Source organism: Pseudomonas sp. SIMBA_067, from assembly GCF_046534675.1.
Classification (GTDB): domain Bacteria; phylum Pseudomonadota; class Gammaproteobacteria; order Pseudomonadales; family Pseudomonadaceae; genus Aquipseudomonas; species Aquipseudomonas putida.
In genome coordinates, this window is the sequence record NZ_JAWRYH010000183.1 from 1 (window position 1) to 327 (window position 327).

General features: G+C 60.6%; 1 protein-coding gene. It reads left to right on the top strand.

The annotated features are described in order from the left end of the window. Nucleotides 1–6: 6 nt before the first annotated feature. A partial coding sequence (locus SB765_RS28635) for a universal stress protein (RefSeq protein ID WP_410932359.1) occupies nt 7–327 on the top strand: 321 nt, incomplete at its 3' end.

Below are 327 nucleotides of genomic sequence, written 5' to 3' on the forward strand. Positions count from 1 at the left end.
GGTCGAATGATCCGCTCCATGCTGTACGCCACCGACCTCGGTGTCTACGCACCTTTTGTGATGCAACACGCGCTGGCACTGGCGCGTACGTTCAATGCCGAGTTGTATGTGATCCATGCGGTGGAACCCATGGGGCAGTTCGCCGAATCCCTCCTGCAAAGCTACCTTGATGAGCAGACGCTTGACCAGTTGCACAGCCAGGGCGTGAACACGGTGATGGCCAACATCGAGCAGCGCGTGCTGGAAAACTTTCGTGATGAGCTGGGCGAGGAGGCCGACCTCGCGGTGATCAAGGCGGTGCGGGTACGCCAAGGTGACCCCGCGCAG